The sequence below is a fragment of the Bacillota bacterium genome (genome assembly GCA_024653485.1).
Classification (GTDB): Bacteria; Bacillota; SHA-98; order UBA4971; family UBA4971; genus UBA6256.
Window position 1 is genome coordinate 170,983 of the sequence record JANLFY010000002.1, and the last position, 12,633, is coordinate 183,615.

At 61.7% G+C, this 12,633-nt stretch carries 11 protein-coding genes and 1 pseudogene; 10 read left to right on the plus strand and 2 right to left on the minus strand.

Annotation, left to right across the window (positions count from 1 at the left end; translation table 11 throughout):
• Positions 1-167 precede the first annotated feature (167 nt).
• From NUW12_02280 to larA, 5 genes are all read left to right on the plus strand, one after another.
• A complete protein-coding gene (locus NUW12_02280) occupies positions 168-1,133 on the plus strand; it encodes a substrate-binding domain-containing protein (protein ID MCR4401602.1) in 966 nt (321 codons plus the stop codon).
• Between the two features lie 70 nt (positions 1,134-1,203).
• Positions 1,204-2,166 (plus strand): ABC transporter permease, encoded by a 963-nt coding sequence (locus NUW12_02285; protein MCR4401603.1) that lies wholly within the window; start codon positions 1,204-1,206, stop codon positions 2,164-2,166.
• A 68-nt stretch (positions 2,167-2,234) separates the two neighbouring features.
• The gene (locus tag NUW12_02290; protein ID MCR4401604.1) at positions 2,235-3,029 is read left to right on the plus strand and encodes an ATP-binding cassette domain-containing protein; all 795 of its coding nucleotides are present in this window, start codon (positions 2,235-2,237) and stop codon (positions 3,027-3,029) included.
• 71 nt (positions 3,030-3,100) lie between these two features.
• On the plus strand, positions 3,101-4,387 hold the full coding sequence (locus NUW12_02295) for an iron-containing alcohol dehydrogenase (GenBank protein MCR4401605.1): 1,287 nt from the start codon (positions 3,101-3,103) through the stop codon (positions 4,385-4,387).
• Between the two features lie 91 nt (positions 4,388-4,478).
• Positions 4,479-5,891, plus strand: coding sequence for a nickel-dependent lactate racemase (larA, locus tag NUW12_02300; protein MCR4401606.1), 1,413 nt, complete (start codon positions 4,479-4,481; stop codon positions 5,889-5,891).
• A gap of 125 nt (positions 5,892-6,016) precedes the next feature.
• On the opposite strand, the gene NUW12_02305 is transcribed toward larA, so the two are convergent.
• Positions 6,017-6,820, minus strand: coding sequence for a Cof-type HAD-IIB family hydrolase (locus tag NUW12_02305; protein ID MCR4401607.1), 804 nt, complete (start codon positions 6,818-6,820; stop codon positions 6,017-6,019).
• 185 nt (positions 6,821-7,005) lie between these two features.
• Positions 7,006-7,383 (minus strand): annotated as a pseudogene (locus NUW12_02310) (iron ABC transporter permease).
• A gap of 299 nt (positions 7,384-7,682) precedes the next feature.
• Between NUW12_02310 and NUW12_02315 the strand changes: the two are divergent.
• The 5 genes from NUW12_02315 to NUW12_02335 all read left to right on the plus strand — a co-directional run bounded on the left by NUW12_02315 (position 7,683) and on the right by NUW12_02335 (position 12,566).
• Positions 7,683-7,805, plus strand: coding sequence for a hypothetical protein (locus NUW12_02315; protein MCR4401608.1), 123 nt, complete (start codon positions 7,683-7,685; stop codon positions 7,803-7,805).
• Between the two features lie 98 nt (positions 7,806-7,903).
• Positions 7,904-8,677: a GntR family transcriptional regulator gene (locus tag NUW12_02320; GenBank protein MCR4401609.1), complete on the plus strand. Its 774-nt coding sequence runs from the start codon at positions 7,904-7,906 to the stop codon at positions 8,675-8,677.
• Between the two features lie 43 nt (positions 8,678-8,720).
• Positions 8,721-9,629, plus strand: a complete 909-nt coding sequence (locus tag NUW12_02325) for a carbohydrate kinase family protein (protein ID MCR4401610.1) — start codon at positions 8,721-8,723, stop codon at positions 9,627-9,629.
• Positions 9,630-9,704: 75 nt separating this feature from the next.
• On the plus strand, positions 9,705-11,192 hold the full coding sequence (locus NUW12_02330) for a 6-phospho-beta-glucosidase (protein MCR4401611.1): 1,488 nt from the start codon (positions 9,705-9,707) through the stop codon (positions 11,190-11,192).
• Positions 11,193-11,300: 108 nt separating this feature from the next.
• The gene (locus NUW12_02335) at positions 11,301-12,566 is read left to right on the plus strand and encodes an ABC transporter substrate-binding protein (GenBank protein MCR4401612.1); all 1,266 of its coding nucleotides are present in this window, start codon (positions 11,301-11,303) and stop codon (positions 12,564-12,566) included.
• The last annotated feature ends 67 nt before the right edge of the window (positions 12,567-12,633 follow it).

Here is a 12,633-nt window from a genome sequence, read left to right on the forward strand (position 1 = left end):
CGACTCGGGACCACCGTCCGGTCTCCCATCGTAAAGGGGGGGGAGGTGGGAGACAGTCGGTGCGTTGGTCGAGGACCTGATGGGACTGAGCGAAGGAAACCTCGAGAACGTGGAGTCTGACGCGAGCGGTTGTCAAATTCCCGTAAGTCCAGAAGGAGGGTTTCCGCATGAAAAGGCTTGTCGGGTTGATCTTGGTGTTGTGTTGCTCTCTTGTCTTGGGCGGGTTCGGTTCCGCGGCCCTGGCCGCTGACGAGATGACGTTCTACGTCATTGCCCATGCCGGTCCGGGCGATCCATTCTGGGCGGTGGTGCAGCGTGGCGTGCAAGACGCCGGGAAGGCCCTCGGTGTCAGAGCGATCTTCCAGGGGCCGGCCGGGTACAACGTTCCCGAGCAGGTCGCCATGTTCAGAGCGGCCGTGGAGGCCAAGGCAAGCGGGATCGCCACCACGATAAGCGACGCGAGGGCGTGGGCCGAGCCGATCAAAGAGGCCAGGGGGCGCGGCATTCCTGTAGTCGCCATCAACTGTAAAGAGCCCGCGGAGCTTCGGGGGACGATTCCCTACATGGCATACATAGGCATGGACGAGTACGAAGCGGGCAAGATGGCGGCGCGTCAGATCCTGCCGAAGTTGAAAAAAGGGGCGCACGCGGTCGTTGCGATCCATCAAGCGGGCCACGTTGGCCTGGAGGCCCGCGCGAAGGGCATCAGTGAGGTGATCACCCAAGAGCTTGGCGGAAAAGTCGACAAACTAGACATAACGCAAGACGCCACACAGGCCATCGGTATCCTGCGCAGCTACCTGAAAGCCAACCCAGATACGGCGGCCATCTTCACTCTCGGCCCGCTGGGGGCGATTCCGACGATCAAGATGATCAGGGACGACGGTCTGAAGGGGAAGGTCCTCATGGTGTCCTTCGACCTCGACCCCACCGTCATCCAGGCCATCTCGGAGGGGATCTGTGAGGGGACCGTGGACCAGCAGCAGTACCTCCAGGGTTACATGGCTGTAGTGGAGCTCTATCTGTGCGCCAAGTTCAAGCTGAACCCCGCTGATTACGACACGGGCAGGGGCTTTGTCACGGCGGAGACCGCAAGCGCCGTCGCGTCCCTAGTGAAGCAGGGCTATAGATGAGCTGCGCGATAGGCCTCGCAAGAGATGCGGGGAGGGGCTCCTCCCCGCATCTCGCCAAGGAGGGGTGGGCATGCGGATGAAGGCGCTGCTGGGCCACCGCGAAGTCGGAGTGGCCGTGGCACTTGTCGCGGTATACGCGGTCTTCATATCCATGAAGAAGGAGTTTCTGAGCGCGGGCACGTTTGGGGACATCGTCACGGTGGCGGCCGAGCTCGGCACCGTGGCGGTGGGAATCAGCTTTCTCATGATAGCCGGGGAGATGGATCTATCGGTCGGGTCGAATTTCGCCCTCACAGGCATGCTCTTGGCTATGCTCGTCACGCGCTTGTCGTGGAGTCCGTACCTTGCCTTTGCCGTCGTCCTGGCTTGTTCTGCGGGAATCGGCGCGCTGAACGGTCTCGTGACGCTGAGCGCAAGGATACCGTCGTTCATAACGACCCTTGGCGCAATGATGTTCTGGAGAGGGGTGGCGTTGTACCTGACGCAGGGCTGGCCGATCAGTGTGTTCGCCGACGTTCCACTCCTGAGATGGCTGGGAGGAGCCAAGGTATATCATACGTTCCATATCTCCGCTGCGTGGTGGCTCGTGATAGGCGCCGTATTCTGGGTGATCCTGCAGAAGACGGCCTACGGGAACTGGGTGTTCGCGACAGGAGGCAAGAGAGCTGCAGCCCGAGCTCTCGGCGTTCCCGACATTAGAGTCAAACTCGTCAATTTCATCCTCGCGGGCGTAATGGCTGGTCTTGCAGGGTGTTTTCAGCTGGGCAGGATGGGATCGATGTCTCCAGTGTGGGGACAGGACCTGCCGCTCGAAGCCATCGCAGCGGCGGTCGTGGGCGGGAACTCCCTTACGGGGGGCGTGGGCAGCATCCTCGGGGCCATGTTGGGCGCGGTCACGATGGCGTCCATCAGGATCGGCCTCGTCATGGTGGGAGCGCCGGCTTACTGGTACATGGCGTTCGTCGGCTTCATCGTCGTGGCTGCGGTGGCGCTCAACGTGAAGCTGGGGGAGGTGATATCGTGGCACAGGTGACGTCGGCTTCGGCAGAGTCGAGCGTACCCGACCTGGTAGGCCCGGCCGAGTCGGGTGCAGTGCCGCTCATGCAAGGGGTCGGCCTTTGCAAGCGCTTCGGCAAAGTCACGGCTTTGGAAAGCGTCGACATAGCCATACGGCGTGGCGAGGTCACGGGGCTGGTAGGTGACAACGGCGCCGGTAAGTCCACGCTCATCAAGATCCTTACGGGGGTGTACCGACCGGACGAAGGGGAGCTCCGCTTCGAGGGCCGGAAGGTGGAATTCGCGTCCCCGAAGGACGCCAGGAAGCTCGGCATCGAGACGGTGTACCAGGATCTTGCGCTCATCGAGAACATGAGTATAGCGAGGAACTTCTTCCTGGGCGCGGAGCCTCAGCGCAGAGTGGGGATTCTCCGTCTGCTCGACGCCAAGAGCATGCGGGCTGTCACGGAAGAGGCCCTAAGGGATATCGGCATCCGCGTCAGGTCTGCGAACGACGAGGTCTCAGTTCTCTCTGGCGGGGAGCGCCAGGCGATAGCCATCGGGAGGACCATGCATTTCGGCGGCAAGCTACTCATCCTGGACGAGCCGACGTCCGCTCTTTCCGTCCACGAAACCAACAAGGTCCTGTCTTACATCGACGAGGCTCGCAAGCGGGGGCTGGCTGTGATATTCATCACTCACAACCTGTATCACGTGTACCCCGTGGCAGATCGGATAGTCGTGCTAGAGCATGGGAGAAAGGTTGGGGATTTCGGGAAGGACGAGATCTCCGTGGAGGAGCTCGTCCAGATCGTTTCCTTCGGAGCGCGGGGGATGACACCGGCAAAGCGACAGCACGAAGAAAGGCAGAATGACGGCGGCGACGACAGCGGGCGCTAGAGCGGCGCTGGAGCGACGCTGGAGCAATGCAGCGACGATGGGGAATGGGAGGCGCTCGGACGATGCCGGGAATGGAGAGTTTGAAGGCTAGAGCAAGAGAGCTACTGAAGGGGTTCAAAGGGGATAGGTACGCGTTCGGCCTCGGGGTCATCGACAAGGTAGGCGAGTTCGCTTCCGAGTTCGGGAGGAGCGCTCTCGTGGTGGCGAACCGCGCCGACTGGTTCAAGCACGTGGTGGATCCGGTGATGGAATCGCTCGCCAAGAGGGGAGTGCGTCTCTCTGGCGACCGGATCGTCCCGGACGCCGCACCCAACGCTCCAAGGGAGGATGTGTACCGCATCGCCACATACGTGCTTCAGTTCAAACCGGACTGCCTCATTGCGGTGGGAGGAGGCAGCACCATCGACGCTGTCAAGGCGGCGAACGTGCTCGCAACGCTCGGAGGATACGAGCCGGAGATCGACCCGTATTTCGGAACTGGGCAGGTTAGCGCAGCGCTCGCCAAGACGGGCAAGAGGCTACTACCCATGGTGGCGGTTCAGAGCGCTGCGAGTTCTGGAGCGCATCTCACAAAGTACTCCAACGTGACCGACCCAGTGGCCGGCCAGAAGAAGCTCATCGTGGATGAGGCGATAGTGCCGTCACGCGCAGTCTTCGACTATGCGGTCACCAAGACCGTGCCCAAGGGAATGACGCTTGACGGGGCTTTCGACGGGATAGCCCACTGCCTCGAGGTGTTCTTCGGGATAGGCCTGCAAAAGTATGACCTGGCGAGGGAGATAGCCGAGGTCGGCATCGAGCTTGCGGTGGCCAACATGGAGAAGGTCATCGAGGACCCCGAGAACGAGGAGGCTCGCGAGGCGCTCGGGCTCGCCACGGACTTGGGCGGGTACGCCATCATGGTGGGAGGCACGAACGGTGCTCACCTCACGAGCTTCTCGCTGGTGGACATAGCGAGCCACGGGCGTGCGTGCGCCGTGATGAACCCCTACTACACCGTGTTCTTCGCCCCGGCTGTGGAAGATCAGCTTCGCGTGGTTGGCGAGATATACAGGAAGTATGGGTACATCGCTGCTGATCTCGACAGGCTGGACGGGCGCGACCTGGGCGTGGCAGTCGCGAAGGGAATGGTGAGCCTCAGCAAGAAGGTTGGTTTCCCGACGACGCTCGCGGAGATCGCGGGGTTCACGGACGAGCACATCGAGCGAGCCATGGCCGCCGCCAAGGATCCGCAACTCGACATGAAGCTGAAGAACATGCCGGTGTCGCTTTCGGCGTCGCTCGTCGAAGAGTACATGAGGCCGATTCTCCTTGCTGCCAAGACAGGGGATTTCGGCCTGATCAAGAACATGAAGTAGGGGACGCAGAAGCGCGCTCAATGCGCAGCGAGGCGCGTAGTTGGAGCAACATGGGCCGAGTTTGAGCGTTCAGGATGGGCGGTGCTTCGAGATGGCGAAGTTTTCGATGGTGTTCGGAGCGGAGTCGATCGACGTTGAGCTTCCAGCTGAAACGGTTTGCCTATCCATGTCGGAGCCTGGGCCGCTTGGGGATCCGTCGCGGGCTATCAAGGAGACCCTCGCGAGGCCTATAGGCTCGCCGAGCCTTGATGAGATCGTGCGGCGCAAGCGCAAGGAACGGCCTGAGGCGACCGCCGCCGTGGTCATCTCGGATAACACGAGGCCCGTGCCGTACCGGGGCGAGGGCGGCATCCTCGCGCCCGTCGTGGACACGCTCATTGAGGCTGGGATACGGCCAGACCGGATCGCGGTGATAGCGGCTACGGGCACCCACAGGGTGCTCTCCCGCGACGAGCTCGAGAGGATGATCGACCGGTCCGTCCTTGCTCGCGGGGTCAGGATCATCTGCCACGACTGCCGGGATCGGGCGAGCCTCGCGAGCTTGGGCACCACGTCGCGCGGGACTCGTGTGCTCATCAACAAGACCTATCTGGAATCCGACGTGAAGATCCTGACGGGGCTCGTGGAAAGCCATTTCATGGCGGGGACGTCGGGAGGACGCAAGTCCGTTTGCCCCGGCCTCGTCGGCGAGGAGAGCACGTACGTCTTTCACGGGCCGGCGTTTCTATCATCGCCCAACGCGCGCGATCTCGTCCTCGAAGGGAACCCCTGCCATGAGGAATCCCTCGAAGTCGCGAGGATGGCAGGGGTGGACTTCATTATCAACGTCACCTTGAATAGCAAGTTCGAGGTGACCGGCATCTATGCGGGAGACCTCGAGGAGGCGCACGTTGCTGCCACGAGGAAACTTGCGGAATACGTGAGCATCCCGATAGACAGGGAGTACGACATCGTCGTGACTCACGCGGGCTTCGTGGGGATCAACCACTATCAGGCCGCGAAGGCCGCGGTAGTGGCCATACCCGTGCTCAAGCAGGGCGGGAGGCTCGTCATGGGAGCGCTCAACGTGGACGCAGACCCTGTCGGAAGCGCCACTTACAGGACGGTCTTGCACCTCTTGGCGCTGCATGGGCCGGAGGCGTACATGCGCCTCATTACGAGCTCCGACTGGAGATTCGTGCCCGACCAGTGGCAGGTGCAGATGTGGGCGAAGGTATTTGCCAAGATCCCAATGGCGAACTTCACATACTGCGCGCCGCACATCACACCCAAAGATGCGGCCATCCTGCCGGGGCGTGACGGCAACTTGCTCCTGCCTCCCGAGAGGCGGTACTCGCGCTCGCTTGCGGATTTGGCGCGCATGGTCGAGCTCGCCGTGGGCGAGGCGGTGGAGGAGTACAGGGCAAGGTTCGACGGTCAGAAGAGGGAGGGCGTCAGCCGGACCAGTCCCACCATAGCCTACCTAAAGGACGGACCCTACGGCATCCCTGTGCGCAGCGTGTGAATCCGGGCAGCGCTGTGATTACACGGGGCGCGGAGGGGCGATCCTGCTGAGGGCGAACGCGAAGACGGCCGACGCGCGACGCCAGGTTTCCGCGCGATCCCAGGGTGCAGAGGTTTGACGGCCCTTCAGAAGAACCTCTCGATCACCTCGGCAATCGCGCACTCCTCGTTCGATTTCGACACGAAGCCCGCGTGTTCTTTGAGTCCTGGAGCCGCGTTCGCGACCGCCACGCCCAGACCTGCAGTCTGGATGAGAGACAGATCGTTAGGTCCGTCTCCTACGGCCACGACTTCTCTGGGATCGATCCCGAGGTGCCTGCAGAGAACGAGAAGAGCTGCGCCTTTGGAGACGCCGGGCGGCAACACCTCGAGGTACGTAGGCTCCGACTTCGTGATGGACACCCTCGGAAGTCTGGCGTGTATGGCGCGGCGCAGGCCTTCCAGCACGTAGTCATCCCCGATGATGAGGATCTTAGTGGGTCTCTCGCGGCGAGGCGTCTGTTCGAGGAAGCGCGCGAGGTCGCCCACTTCCGCCCATCGGATGCCGTCCTTCGCTGCGTGAGCGAGCAAGGCTTCGCTCGCGCGCCGCACGTACACGCCACCGCTCAAGTGAAGCGCGGGGTGAACGTCGAACGAGGAAGCGAGCTTGAGCACGTAGGCCGCGGCTTGCCTCGAAAGACACCTTTCGAAAACGACCTCGTCGAGGGACAGGTCCACGACCTTGGCTCCGTTGTATAGAATCGCCGGTACGTTCGTCTCGAGGGCCCTCGCGTAAGGTCGCACCGAGTCTTCGTTGCGACCTGTGGCGAACGTGAACAGCGCTCCGGACTCCGCAAGCCGCCTTATCGCTTTCGCGTTTTCCTCGGGTACCCTTTGCTGGGAATCCACCAGGGTTCCGTCTATATCAGTGACAAGAAGCCTATACCTCAAGCTATGCTGCCCCCCAGGCATGAACGGGTTGTGCGTGCCGGCGAGTGCAACCGGTTCAAGTCATGGACAAGTCGACCGGATGAGCGACCCATCAGCGGGCTCCCGCCGTGCGATCACGATGGCGCCGCCGGCAGCAGATGCACGCTCTTGGTCCTCAGGTTGACTCCGACGCGGCTGCCGCGGCTCGCGCCCTGGTCGCACGACGCCTCTTCGATAGAGGGGTCTATTTGCTGAAGCGCCGCTATGCCCGCCTGAATCCCCGTGGGCATGTTCCTGAATATGAATAGCAGGACGATTATAGCAGCCGTCCCCGTAAGGATCAACGGAGGCTGATTGAATGCCAGGATGTAGCCGATCCCGACCACCGTTCCTGGTGCAGCGAACGTCAGCATCGACGTCAGCTCGAGCGCACGCCGCCCGAAGAACTTCTTCCTCACGACGAGGAAGGCTATGATCATCGCGAGCACGCCCGTGATGGGTGTGGCCACGGTGGACAGGAACAACGTATCTTTGATGTACTCCCATCCTATCAAGAAGACGTGATGATAGTTGGCCACGGTCAGCCGGCACTCCGCGCCCCGCAGGCTGACGCACGAGCCCACCAGGACGATGCCGTTCCGTCCTCGGCCTGTTAGGCTTCTGGAACCGTTCCCAATGCTTACGGTCCATATATTCGCCATGTCGCGCCCAATACCTCCTGGCGTGAGCGGAACGGCCAGCGCGGCGAACACGGTCTTTCCGCTCACGCGGGTGGCGCGAGGCCGACGATCCTTCTCGTTGTCATTCATTGCCGGCCCGGCTGGGTGCCATCATTCCAGGTCTGGCGACTCGTGGCGTGTCACGGTGGGGAGGTGCAGAGGCGATGGACAAGGAGGACTGCCGTCAGACGACATACGACAGCCGACGCGCGGTATTCCCGGTGCATTCCAAGGTCAGCGCGAGATGCAATCAGGAAGTCCTTGACATCATCTGCGTCACTTGGTAAACTCAAAGCGGGCAACATGCCAGACGTCTGACAACCTGTTCTCGCATTACATCTTCGCACGCTGCATCCTCGATTATGCGCCATGCGAGGTGAACCTAGTGAACATTGCCGGCGGTGAGCGTGAGCGGTCTTCTGACGACATGTCCTCCAGACTCAAAGACGACCCGAGGCCTCTCTATCTCAGGGTAGCCGACGCCATCCGCGAAAGCATCACCTCTGGACGATTCGACGACGCGACGAGGCTGCCCTCTGAGACGGAGCTCACGAGGGTCTTTGGCGTAAGTCGGACCACCGTGCGCGAAGCCCTGAGTGCGCTCGAACGCGACGGGCTCGTCAGCAGGGCTCACGGAAAGGGGACCTTCGCAAGGAAGCCTCAGTTCATATTGAGCCCCGGTCCGGCCCGGAACAGGGGATTCACCGAGACGGTGAAAGCCATGGGGCTGACCCCCGGCACATCATACCTCAGTTTCAACTGGGAGCCCGCAGACCCCGAGTTCGCGCAGAGCCTGAACGTCCCGGTGGGCTCCCCGCTCGCGGTCATAAAGCGCGTGAGGACGGTGAACAACGAGCCCGTCGAGTACGCCGTGGATTGGGTGCCGGAGAAGGTCATCGGTCGTGACATGTCCGCCGAGACATTCCCCGTGTCCCTTTTCGAGTACCTTCGTGAGCAGCGAAACGTCGTGTTCGGGTACTCCGATCTCACGATCGAGTCAGTCCTCCCCAGCGCCTACCTGGCGGGGATGCTTCACTTGGAGCTGAACATGCCGGTACTGCTCATCGAGGAGACGTGTTACGCTCCAGGAGGCAGCCCCATTCTGCACTGCCGCAACTATCATCGAAGCGACCGGTACAAGTTCAGGATACGCGTTTGATGCGGCACTTGACACGAGACTCGGCGCCCACGGGGGTCGTAGTATGCTGGACGTCCTCATAATAACGCCTTGCATATTCGGCGACGTCATCTTCACCGGGCTGTGTGAAATGCCTTCTTTGGGCCAGGAGATCTACTCGCGCGGGTTCGGCTTCTGTCCGGGAGGGCTGGGCGCGAACGCCGGGATCGCCATGGCGAGGCTGGGCATGAAGGCTGCCGTCGTCTCGCGTGTGGGGCGCGACCTGCTCGGCGATCTGCTCTGCCGGAGACTGGACGCCGAAGGCGTGGACGTAAGCCGAGTCGTGCGAACCGAGTCTCTTCCCACCGCCGTGAGCGTGGCTCTGTCCTTCGAACGAGATCGCTGCTTCGTAACATACCCACATCCGTCGCGCCTCGTGGAGCCCCTTCCCATCGATGTCGAGTCCGTCAGGCTCGCGCGACATGTCCTCGTGAGCGGGCCGGACGTCACGAGAGAGAATCTTTCTCTCATCCGCGACATGAGTGTGGGCATCACCTTGGACGTCGGATGGGATGCCACGAACGACCCCGACGCAGTCCTCGACCTCCTCCGGTTCGTCGACGTTTTCGTTCCGAATGAGGTTGAGGCCTGCGGCATCACCGGCACGCGTGACCCGCGAGATGCCATCGAGGTCCTCAGCAGGTACGTGAGCATGCCGGTGATCAAGCTAGGGGCGAGGGGATCCATGGCCATCAAGGATGGCCGCCTCGTTGAGGTGCCCTCGATTGAGGTTGAGCCCGTGGATACTACGGGGGCGGGCGACGTTTTCGCCGCGGGGCTGTTGTACGGGTATCTCCATGGCTGGGGAATCGAGGAATGCTTGAGACTGGCAAACGTGTGCGGGGCCCTGTCCACTCAGGGCGTGGGGGGAGGCTGCTCTGCACCCCGCTGGAGCGACATCCGCAGGGTCGCGCCGGACTTGCCGGCAGTCTGAGTATCACCGGTGCTATTGGACTGTGGTGCGATCAGACTGCACGGTTTCACCACTGTAACTAGTGGAGGGTGATCCATGAAGCTGACCATTCTTGGAGGAGCCGGCGTGAGGACGCCCGCGTTCGTTCAGGGAATCCTGAAAGCGTCCTCCGATCTCGGGGTAGACGAGGTCCACTTGACCGATTCTGACGCCGACAAGCTACATCTCATCGGCTTCATAGTCAGGGAGATGGTGGCGAGGGCCGGGGATCCGTTCCGGCTGAACCTCTCCACGGACGCCCGCGAGGCCCTGGTCGACGCCGACTTCGTCGTGAGCGCGCTCCGGGTCGGAGGACTCGAGGGCAGGGCCATAGACGAAGCCGTGGCTCTGCGCCACGGCGTGATAGGGCAGGAGACGACGGGCCCCGGCGGGATCTGCATGGGCCTTCGGACCATCCCTGTTATGCTCGACTACGCGAAGCTGATCGCGGAGCTCGCCCCGAAGGCGTGGCTCATCAACTTCACGAACCCCTCAGGCATGATAACAGAGGCCATCCTGTCTCACGGTGGGATGAATAGGGTGGTGGGAGTCTGCGACGGGCCTTCATCGATGGTTCGCAGGATCGCGGCGGCCTTGGGAGTGAACGAATCCCGCGCGTACTTCGACTACTTCGGCCTCAATCACCTTGGATGGTTGAGGGGTGTGTACGTCGATGGTGAGGACGTACTCGGCCCCATGCTGTCCAGGCTGGACGAGCCGGGCGTGCGAGAGCGCTTGGGAACGCTGCACGAGATATCCATCTTCGGTGCGGAATTCGTGAGGGAGTTGGGCGCCATTCCCAACGAGTACCTCTATTACTACTATTACAACCGCGAAGCCTTGGAACACATCCGGCGTGCAAGGGAAAGGCGAGGTCAGTTCCTCCTGAGGACAACGAGGGAGCTGCTCGGGAGACTCAGGGCCGCGGTAGCCAAGGGCGATGCGGCGCTCGCCCTAAGAGAATACACCGAATACATGGACACGCGGCACAGGATGTATATGAGGACGGAGACCGGCACCGACCAGCCGGACGAAGAGGCCGCGGTGCAAGAGGTAACCTCGGCGGAGACACGGGCGGAGATCCCTCGAGAGTCAGAGCAAGACCGGGCCCACGACGATACCGATGGCGACGGTGGGTACGATCGCATCGCGCTCGGCGTGATGAAGGCCGTGGCGCTCAACTCGAACCGGGTGATGATCCTGAACACGAGGAATGCCGGGTCCATCAAGGGACTCGACGACGACGTCGTCGCCGAAGTGCCGTGCGTGGTGAGCGCTGACGGGGTGCGCCCGATCGCCGTGGGTTCGATTCCGAACGAATGCCTCGGGCTCATGCAAATCGTCAAAGAATGCGAGAAGCTCACGATCGAGGCCGCAGTAACCGGCTCGTACAATGCGGCGTGGAAAGCCTTGGCGCTTCATCCGTTGGTTCCGTCGGTCGCTGCCGCCCGGGAGATCCTCGACGATTACTTGAGCGCTCACGGGCGCAGCCTGTCGCACATTCGCAGGCAAGGCAGCAAGCGACAAGGCTCAGGCGGGAGGTGAGAGGCGCGGACGAACTCATTTGAGTCCGGGTCGGGTCGGTTGGAGTCTGGACACGGTACAGGACATGTGACCGCGATGCAAGGTATCTGAGAGGAGGTTAAGGTCCTGATGATTACCGCGAAACGTGCAGTAGTCATGTGTGTCCTGGCGATCTTGGTCATGGGCCTTGCGCAGGGGTCGCTGGCGGCCACGAAGACCGTCAACGTACTGTGGGGAGACGTCCTCACGCGCGGGGTTTGGGAACAGTATGCCGAGAAGTTCGAGAAGGAGACCGGCATCAAGGTAAGCACCGTGAACGTGACGTACGATCAGCGTTTCGACAAGATAGTCACTTCGGCCATGTCTGGGGTTGGCACTTATGACGTTGTGCAGCTCGACACCATCTGGACTCCGCAGCTCGCGGAGGCGGGATGGCTCCTCGACATCACGGAGCTCCTGCCTCAGGAAAAGAGAAAGACCATAACCCCGGCCGCCCTGGACGCAGTTACGTACAAGGGCAGGCTCTACGGACTCCCGTTCTTCAACAGCGCGAAGCTCCTGTACTACAATGAGAAAATGCTGCAAGAGGCGGGATTCTCGCGTCCGCCAAGGACCCTGACCGAGTTCCGCGACTACGCGGTCGCTCTCACGAAGGGTTCCGGAGAGAACAAGGTGTGGGGCACCGTCTGGTCTTGGGCTCAGGATGAATGTCTCATCTGTGACTACGTCGCCCTCGTTCATGCGTATCCCGATGGCAAGGTATTCGACGAATCCGGCAAGCCGGCGTTCAACAGGGGTGGCGGGGTGAAAGCCCTCCAGTTCATGGTGGATCTCCTTCACAAGTACAAGGCTGCGGACCCGGCTTCCCTCACTTATCATGAGGACAGCGTAAACAAGATGCTGGCCGCGGGGAAGGCCGCGATGATATTCAACTGGGAAGGTGCCGTGGCCGAGGCTGACGACCCGAAGACATCCAAAGTGCCTGGTCAGGTAAGGGTAGCCCTGATCCCGGCGGAGCCTCCCATCGTGAGCTCGACAACGCTCGGGCCCGAAGGGCTTGCCATAATGAAGAACGCTCCCAACAAGGAAGCCGCCCTGAAGTTCATCGAGTACATGACGAGCCAAGAGATTCAGAAGGCCATCTTCTTGAGCGGGGGGTTCTTCCCCGTTTACGAGGCGCTCTACAACGATCCGGACCTGGGCACGAGAGTGCGCGACTTCTCCGTGTACGGGGAGCAGTTCCGCTACGGGCACGCCAGACCGAAGGTGGGTGCGTACACCGAGATCTCGGACATACTGCAACTCGAGCTCCATAACGCTCTGTTGCAGAAGAAGACTCCACAACAGGCTCTGGATGACGCGGCCGCGAAGATCGAGAAGATCGTGAGTAAGTAGGCTACAGCCTGATTCTACGGCTGGGGCGCATTCGCGGTGCGGTCCAGATCGGCTGCCCAGCGACCGA